We start from the raw sequence: 7,307 nt of genomic DNA on the forward strand, positions 1-7,307 counted from the left end.
CCAATGTGGGAGCGGGCTTGCTCGCGAAGAGGCCCGAACATTCACCCCATCACCAAAGACAGATTCAAAAAAAAACGCCAACCCGAAGGTTGGCGTTTTTCATCAAGCGTTTACCGCTTACTCAGGCTTGCGACGACCAAAGCCCGGACGCTGGCCGGAGCCGGCTGGGGCGCCGCGGCGCTTGCCCGATGGCGCATCCTTGTCGACCAGGACGATGCCCGGGCGTTTCTTCGGCGCTGGCTTGGCCGGGCGCTTGGTGTCGGACGGACGGTCCGCCACTGGCGTACCGCGAGCCGAATCACCACGAGATTCACCACGACCGGCAGGCGCACCGCGATCGCTGCGACCACCGCTTGGTGCACCGCGGCCTTCACCGCGCTCGGTGCGACCGTTGGCCGGACGCGGCGTGCGTGGACCGCGCTCGCCGTCCGCACGGGGTGCAGCTGGCTTGCGGGCCGGACGCTCACCTTCGATCTGCGGCTCACGCGCTGGACGCGGGCCGGCAGCCGGAGCACCGGCGGCAGGACGCAGGGTCCGTACGCGCTCGGTCTTGCCCACCGGACGCGACGATTTACGCTGCATACGCTCGAGCTTGTCTTTGCTCTTGGCGTTCATCTGCGGCATGGCCACCGGAGTCAGGCCGACTTCGGCACTCAGGATGTCGACTTCGTACTGACTCATTTCGCGCCAGCGACCCATCGGCAGGTCGGAGTTGAGGAACACCGGGCCGAAACGCACGCGCTTCAGGCGGCTGACCACCAGGCCCTGGGATTCCCACAGGCGACGGACTTCGCGGTTGCGACCTTCCATGACCACGCAGTGGTACCAGTGGTTGAAACCTTCGCCGCCGGGTGCCTGCTTGATGTCGGTGAACTTGGCCGGGCCGTCTTCGAGGACGACGCCTGCCTTCAGGCGCTCGATCATCTCGTCATCGACTTCGCCACGCACACGGACTGCGTATTCACGGTCCATTTCGTAGGACGGGTGCATCAGGCGGTTGGCCAGCTCACCGTCGGTGGTGAACATCAGCAGACCGGTGGTGTTGATGTCCAGACGACCGATGTTGATCCAGCGACCTTCTTTCGGGCGCGGCATCTTGTCGAACACGGTCGGACGGCCTTCAGGGTCGTCGCGGGTGCAGATTTCACCGTCGGGTTTGTTGTACATGATCACGCGGCGTACCGACTCGGCGGCTTCTTCGCGCTTGATCACCTTGCCATCGATGGTGATGGCGTCATGCAGGTCGACACGCAGGCCGAGGGTGGCGTCTTTGCCATTGACCTTGATGCGGCCGTGGCTGATCCAGGCTTCTACGTCACGGCGCGAGCCGACGCCGATACGGGCGAGGACTTTCTGCAGCTTTTCGCCTGCTGGGCCGATTTCCTGGTCGTCTTTCTGGTCTTTGATACTCATCTGGGCACCTCCCGGTGTGGTCTGTTCAGGCAGCTCTGAAGTGAGGGGCCTGAAGCGTTGAAAGCTGGGCACTCGGGCGAAGGGATCGCCGGAGGGTCGCGAATCATACGCTCATGCGGGCGTTCGCGCATCAGAGACTAGTCGACGGAGGGCAGGTTATTTGTTTTTCCGCCGACCGGTGGCGCCGAGCTTGATCAACCTCAGCGCCGCCTCGGCCAGCACCGTGCGCTTGTCGACCTTGTCGAGTTTCTTCCAGGCCTTGATCTCGCGCTTGCTGCGGCCGCAGCCGAGGCAGATGTCGTCGGTGAATTTGCAGAGGCTGATGCAGGGGTCTTTGGTCGAACTCATCGCAGATACCTATGAACGCAACTCCCCTGTGGGAGCGGGCTTGCCCGCGAAGAGGGAGTATCAGTCGACATCATTGTTGTCTGACCCACCGCATTCGCGGGCAAGCCCGCTCCCACAGGGATCTCCATTGTTCAAAGGGTTAGGGTCAATCTTCGAATTCGCGGCGTTCGGCTTCGATCGCTTCAGCGAGAGCCCGGGCTTCGGCTTCTTCGTCGGTCAACTCGGGGTCCGGCTTGTGTTGTTCGAGGGCAGCGACAGCGGCCAGGAGTTTTTCGCGAGCTTCGGCGACGCCAAGCACGTCATCTTCCTGCTCTTCTTCCTGCTCTTCTTCCTGCTCTGCTTCTTCCTGCTCTACTTCTTCCTGCTCTACTTCCTGCTCTACTTCCTGCTCTACTTCATGCTCTACTTCCTGCTCTGCTGCTTCCTGCTCTTCTTCAACAGTGGCTTCGGCCTCGACCGGAAGTTCAGCATCGATCTCAAGCTCAGGCTGTTCCAGCATCTGTGCCGAATCAGTCACCGCCCCATCGCGCAGGATGTCGTCGAAATCAGTCTTGAGCCCCTCCTCCATCGTGTCCAGCTCCTGCAACAACGAATGGAAACTGGTTTCTTCCTTGGGCTCTTCCGGCTCGGCACTGGCGTCCGCCAACGCTTGCAACCCGGCAGGCACCGGTGCGTCGTCAAAATCCAGCAGCGGATCAGGTTCAAGCTCGCGCAGCTCGGCCAGCGGTGGCAGATCGTCGAGGTTCTTCAGGTTGAAGTGATCGAGAAAGATCTTGGTGGTGGCGAACATCGCCGGTTTGCCGGGCACATCGCGATAGCCGACGATGCGGATCCACTCGCGCTCCAGCAGCGTCTTGACGATGTGAGTGTTGACCGCCACACCTCGTACGTCTTCGATCTCGCCCCGGGTGATCGGCTGGCGATAGGCGATCAGGGCCATGGTTTCGAGCATGGCGCGGGAATAGCGTTGCGGCCGCTCTTCCCACAAACGTCCTACCCATGGCGAGAACTTTTCGCGGATCTGCAGGCGATACCCGGAGGCGACTTCCTTCAGCTCGAAGGCGCGGCCGTCGCAGGACTTGGCCAGAATCGTCAGCGCTTTCTTGAAGACCGGCGGCTCGGGTCGCTCACCTTCTTCGAAGAGTTCGAACAGGCGTTCAAGCGATTGCGGTTTTCCCGAGGCCAACAGAAAGGCCTCAAGCAGTGACGCCAGCTCGCGGGGTTCAGTCAGGTTCATGATTCAACTCGTTATTCGGCTCGGGCCCGGACGTGGATCGCCGCGAACGGCTCATTCTGCACCAGCTCGACCAGGGATTCCTTGACCAGTTCGAGGACCGCCATAAAGGTCACCACCACCCCCAGGCGTCCTTCTTCAGCGGTGAACAGTTCGACAAACGGCACGAAACCGCCGCCCTTGAGCCGTTCCAGCACATCGCTCATGCGTTCGCGGGTGGACAATGCCTCGCGGCTGACCTGGTGGCTTTCGAACATGTCGCCCCGCCGCAGGACCTCGGCCATGGACATCAGCAACTCTTCCAGACTCACGTCCGGCAACAGCTTGCGCGCCCGGGCTTGGGGGGCATCAAGCTTGGGCACCACCACGTCACGGCCGACGCGACTCAAGCCATCGATACCTTCGGCAGCGGCCTTGAAGCGTTCGTACTGTTGCAAGCGCCGGATCAGTTCGGCGCGCGGGTCGTCTTCTTCGTCTGCGATGGTTTCGGCACGGGGCAGCAGCATCCGCGACTTGATTTCGGCCAGCATCGCAGCCATCACCAGGTATTCCGCGGCCAGCTCCAGGCGCACCGACTGCATCAATTCGACATAGCCCATGTACTGACGGGTGATTTCCGCCACCGGGATGTCGAGGATATTGATGTTCTGTTTGCGGATCAGATACAGCAACAGGTCGAGGGGGCCTTCGAAGGCCTCGAGAAAAACCTCGAGCGCGTCCGGCGGGATATACAGGTCCAGGGGCATTTCCATGACCGCCTGGCCATAGACCATCGCGAAGGGCTGCTCTAGCTGGGCTTGGGCCTGACTGTCGACGGGTTCCTCTGCGGACATCTAGGCCTCGGCCATGAATGGGGCGGGGTCGCCGCAACCGACGCGGATCACTTCGGGCCCGCCGTCAGCGAGGTTGATCACGGTGGACGCCTTGATCCCGCCGAAACCGCCGTCGATGATCAGGTCGACCTGGTGCTCGAGCAACTGGCGCATTTCGTAAGGATCGCTCATCGGGTCGGTGTCGCCGGGCATGATCAGGGTCACGCTCATCAACGGTTCGCCGAGCTCTTCCAGCAGCGCCAGGGCAATCGGATGCGCCGGTACGCGCAGGCCGATGGTGCGTTTTTTCGGATGCAACAGCAGGCGCGGCACTTCGCGGGTGGCGTTGAGGATGAAGGTATAGGGACCCGGCAGATGCGCCTTGAGCAGGCGGAAGGTGCCGGTGTCGATCTTGGCGAACAACCCCAGCTGCGACAGGTCACTGCAAATCAGCGCAAAGTTGTGCTTTTCATCCAGTTGACGCAAGCGGCGCACGCGCTCCACGGCGTTCTTGTCACCGATCTGGCAACCAATGGCGTAGGACGAGTCTGTGGGGTAAATCACCACCCCGCCGCTGCGAATGATCTCGACAGCCTGTTTGATCAGGCGCGCTTGCGGGTTTTCCGGATGAATCTGGAAAAATTGACTCACATTCTCTACCTGTTCAGACGGCGGCAATAATTGGGTCATGTTTGAATCGACACCACAGTGGCGGCAGATCCTCCGGAAGCGGGCGGTATTCACCGATCTCGGACCAGCCTCCAGGGCCATGAAAGTCACTACCGGCGCTGACCAGCAGACCGAACTCACGGGCAAGAATCGCCAGGCTGCCCACTTGCTCGGCGGGCTGATGGCCATTGACCACTTCGATCGCGTGGCCCCCTGCTTGAATATAGTCGGCAATCAGCCGGCGACGTTTGCTGCGAGTGAAATCGTAATGCCAGGGATGCGCCAGGCTGACCCAGGCCTTCGCCGCACGCAGGGTTTCGACGGTGTCTTCCAGGGTCGGCCAGTGTTGCTTGACGTCCCCCAGCTTGCCGGCGCCCAACCATTTGCGGAACGCCTCGGCGCGATCCTTGACGTATCCCTCGCGCACCATCCAGTCGGCGAAATGCGGACGGGCCGGCGCGTTGCCGCTGTCGCCCAGTTCCTGCTGAATGGCCCGGGCACCTTCCTGCGCTCCCGGCATGCCTTTCAACGCCAACTTGCGGCTTATTTCTTCGGACCGTAGCCAGCGGCCATCGTGCAATCTGGCAATCGCCTCGACCAACGGTGGTGCATTCACGTCAAATCCGTAGCCCAACACATGGATGGTCGCGCCCCCCCAGGTGCAGGACAATTCGACGCCATTGACCAGTTGCATGCCCAGCGCGGACGCCGCACTGCGGGCCTCATCAAGGCCTTCAAGGGTATCGTGATCGGTCAAGGCCAGGACTCGCACGCCTTTCTCGAACGCACGCGCAACCAGCGCCGCAGGCGCCAGGGCGCCATCGGAGGCCGTGCTGTGGCAGTGCAAATCAACATTCACGGGGATGTGTTACCTCAAATCAGCTGGCACTATCGCGCGCCCATATGTTTGTTATTATGCCGCCACATCCTGCTTCTGGCTGCCACTGTGAAACAATTCATCGATTTCATCCCGCTCCTGCTGTTCTTCATTGTGTTCAAAATCGATCCTCGGGTCGTCGATATCGCCGGTCATCAACTGACCGTAGGGGGTATCTACAGCGCCACCGCGATGCTGATCGTCAGCTCCCTGGTGGTCTACGGCGCCCTCTATATCAAGCAGCGCAAGCTGGAGAAGAGCCAATGGCTGACCCTCATCGCCTGCCTGGTCTTCGGCAGCCTGACCCTGGCGTTCCACAGCGAGACCTTCCTGAAATGGAAAGCCCCGGTGGTCAACTGGCTGTTTGCCCTGGCGTTCATCGGCAGCCACTTCGTCGGTGACCAGCTGCTGATCAAACGCATCATGGGCCACGCACTGACCCTGCCGGAGCCGGTCTGGGTCCGCCTGAACATCGCCTGGATCGGATTTTTCCTGTTTTGCGGTGCCGCCAACCTGTTTGTCGCGTTCACCTTCCAGAGCTACTGGGTCGACTTCAAGGTCTTCGGCAGCCTGGGCATGACCTTGCTGTTCCTGGTCGCACAGGGCATCTACCTGTCCCGCCATTTGCACGACGCCGATACCACAACGCCAAAAATCGAGGACTGACATGCTTTACGCAATCATTGCCACAGACGTCGCCAACTCCCTGGAAGCCCGCCTGGCCGCACGGCCTGCGCACCTTGAGCGCCTGCAAGCGCTCAAAGGCGAAGGCCGCATCGTACTGGCTGGCCCGCACCCGGCCGTCGACAGCAATGACCCGGGCGCCGCGGGTTTCACCGGCAGCCTGATCGTCGCCGAATTCGATTCCCTGAGCGCCGCCCAGGCCTGGGCCGACGCCGATCCGTATATCGCCGCAGGCGTCTACGCCAACGTTTCGGTCAAGCCGTTCAAGCAAGTCTTGCCGTAATATCGCCCTCGCGATGAACCTTATCGGTTCATCGCGCTCTCAACGCTCATTATTCTCGCGCACCGGCCGTCCCCGGTGCGGTTGGCCCTGCTCTGCGGTATCTTCGCCAGTGGTGCAAGCAGAAAACGTCGGCAATGGCTAAATTGAGTGATTCATGAGCGAGCTGTTATTAATTGATGATGATCAGGAGCTGTGTGAGCTCCTGAGCAGTTGGCTGAGCCAGGAAGGCTTCCACGTCCGCGCCTGCCACGATGGCCGGAGCGCCCGTCGCGCGCTGGCTGAAACCTCGCCGGCGGCCGTGGTGCTGGACGTGATGCTGCCGGACGGCAGCGGTCTGGAGTTGCTCAAGCAATTGCGCAGCGATCATCCGGACTTGCCGGTGCTGATGCTCTCGGCCCGGGGCGAGCCGCTGGACCGCATCCTCGGCCTGGAACTCGGTGCCGACGATTACCTGGCCAAACCCTGCGATCCACGGGAACTGACCGCGCGCTTGCGCGCCGTATTGCGCCGCAGTCATCCGACGGCGGTGTCCAGCCAGCTTGAACTGGGCGACCTGTGTTTCAGCCCGGTGCGCGGCGTGGTCAGCATCGATGAGCAGGAATTCACTCTCACCGTTTCCGAAAGCCGCCTGCTTGAAGCGCTGCTCAAGCAACCCGGTGAGCCGCTGGACAAACAGGATCTGGCGCAGATCGCCCTCGGCCGTAAACTGACCCTGTACGACCGCAGCCTGGACATGCACATCAGCAATCTGCGCAAAAAAATCGGCCCGCATCCCGATGGCCGGCCGCGCATCGTGGCCCTGCGCAGCCGTGGTTACTACTACAGCCTCTGAAACAGACGCGATCCCCGGTGCAGGAGCCCCCTGTAATTGGATGGACTCGCCCACGCCGAGGCGTCAATGCGCCACGGTGGCAGTCTAAACAGCCAACGACAGCGAGGGCGAGTCCATGAAAAAGCATACTTCGATTGATCAATCATTGTCTTCTG

9 protein-coding genes and 1 pseudogene are annotated in these 7,307 nt (G+C 61.5%); 4 read left to right on the forward strand and 6 right to left on the reverse strand.

Annotated elements, in window-relative coordinates:
- Nucleotides 1-117: 117 nt before the first annotated feature.
- The 6 genes from rluB to F8N80_RS26310 form a co-directional block, all read right to left on the reverse strand.
- Nucleotides 118-1,413 carry a 23S rRNA pseudouridine(2605) synthase RluB gene (rluB, locus tag F8N80_RS26285; protein WP_150785009.1) on the reverse strand — a complete coding sequence of 432 codons (1,296 nt, stop codon included), beginning with the start codon at nucleotides 1,411-1,413 and terminating at the stop codon, nucleotides 118-120.
- Between the two features lie 156 nt (nucleotides 1,414-1,569).
- Nucleotides 1,570-1,761 (reverse strand): DUF1289 domain-containing protein, encoded by a 192-nt coding sequence (locus F8N80_RS26290; RefSeq protein ID WP_150749135.1) that lies wholly within the window; start codon nucleotides 1,759-1,761, stop codon nucleotides 1,570-1,572.
- 145 nt (nucleotides 1,762-1,906) lie between these two features.
- Nucleotides 1,907-2,998: an SMC-Scp complex subunit ScpB gene (scpB, locus tag F8N80_RS26295; RefSeq protein WP_150785010.1), complete on the reverse strand. Its 1,092-nt coding sequence runs from the start codon at nucleotides 2,996-2,998 to the stop codon at nucleotides 1,907-1,909.
- A gap of 11 nt (nucleotides 2,999-3,009) precedes the next feature.
- Nucleotides 3,010-3,768: a segregation and condensation protein A gene (locus F8N80_RS26300; protein ID WP_191632984.1), complete on the reverse strand. Its 759-nt coding sequence runs from the start codon at nucleotides 3,766-3,768 to the stop codon at nucleotides 3,010-3,012.
- Nucleotides 3,769-3,828: 60 nt separating this feature from the next.
- Nucleotides 3,829-4,458, reverse strand: coding sequence for an L-threonylcarbamoyladenylate synthase (locus tag F8N80_RS26305; protein ID WP_150749132.1), 630 nt, complete (start codon nucleotides 4,456-4,458; stop codon nucleotides 3,829-3,831).
- Between the two features lie 13 nt (nucleotides 4,459-4,471).
- Nucleotides 4,472-5,335 (reverse strand): PHP domain-containing protein, encoded by an 864-nt coding sequence (locus tag F8N80_RS26310; protein WP_150749131.1) that lies wholly within the window; start codon nucleotides 5,333-5,335, stop codon nucleotides 4,472-4,474.
- A gap of 87 nt (nucleotides 5,336-5,422) precedes the next feature.
- On the opposite strand from F8N80_RS26310, the gene F8N80_RS26315 reads away from it, so the two are divergent.
- The 4 genes and pseudogenes from F8N80_RS26315 to F8N80_RS26330 all read left to right on the forward strand — a co-directional run bounded on the left by F8N80_RS26315 (nucleotide 5,423) and on the right by F8N80_RS26330 (nucleotide 7,152).
- The gene (locus F8N80_RS26315) at nucleotides 5,423-6,019 is read left to right on the forward strand and encodes a septation protein A (RefSeq protein ID WP_150749130.1); all 597 of its coding nucleotides are present in this window, start codon (nucleotides 5,423-5,425) and stop codon (nucleotides 6,017-6,019) included.
- A gap of 1 nt (nucleotide 6,020) precedes the next feature.
- Entirely contained in the window at nucleotides 6,021-6,320 is a 300-nt protein-coding gene (locus F8N80_RS26320) for a YciI family protein (protein WP_047532085.1), read from the forward strand.
- 81 nt (nucleotides 6,321-6,401) lie between these two features.
- Nucleotides 6,402-6,467, forward strand: a pseudogene (locus F8N80_RS26325) (translation initiation factor 2); the annotation flags it as partial.
- Nucleotides 6,468-6,474: 7 nt separating this feature from the next.
- Entirely contained in the window at nucleotides 6,475-7,152 is a 678-nt protein-coding gene (locus F8N80_RS26330; RefSeq protein WP_064679147.1) for a response regulator transcription factor, read from the forward strand.
- The last annotated feature ends 155 nt before the right edge of the window (nucleotides 7,153-7,307 follow it).

The organism is Pseudomonas fluorescens (assembly GCF_902497995.1).
GTDB lineage: Bacteria > Pseudomonadota > Gammaproteobacteria > Pseudomonadales > Pseudomonadaceae > Aquipseudomonas > Aquipseudomonas fluorescens_BK.

Coding starts and splice junctions, on each gene's coding strand:
- F8N80_RS26300 (WP_191632984.1), bottom strand. CDS start 3,768: ATGGTCTATGGCCAGGCGGTCATGGAAATGCCCCTGGACCTGTATATC.
- F8N80_RS26320 (WP_047532085.1), top strand. CDS start 6,021: ATGCTTTACGCAATCATTGCCACAGACGTCGCCAACTCCCTGGAAGCC.
- scpB (WP_150785010.1), bottom strand. CDS start 2,998: ATGAACCTGACTGAACCCCGCGAGCTGGCGTCACTGCTTGAGGCCTTT.
- F8N80_RS26330 (WP_064679147.1), top strand. CDS start 6,475: ATGAGCGAGCTGTTATTAATTGATGATGATCAGGAGCTGTGTGAGCTC.
- rluB (WP_150785009.1), bottom strand. CDS start 1,413: ATGAGTATCAAAGACCAGAAAGACGACCAGGAAATCGGCCCAGCAGGC.
- F8N80_RS26290 (WP_150749135.1), bottom strand. CDS start 1,761: ATGAGTTCGACCAAAGACCCCTGCATCAGCCTCTGCAAATTCACCGAC.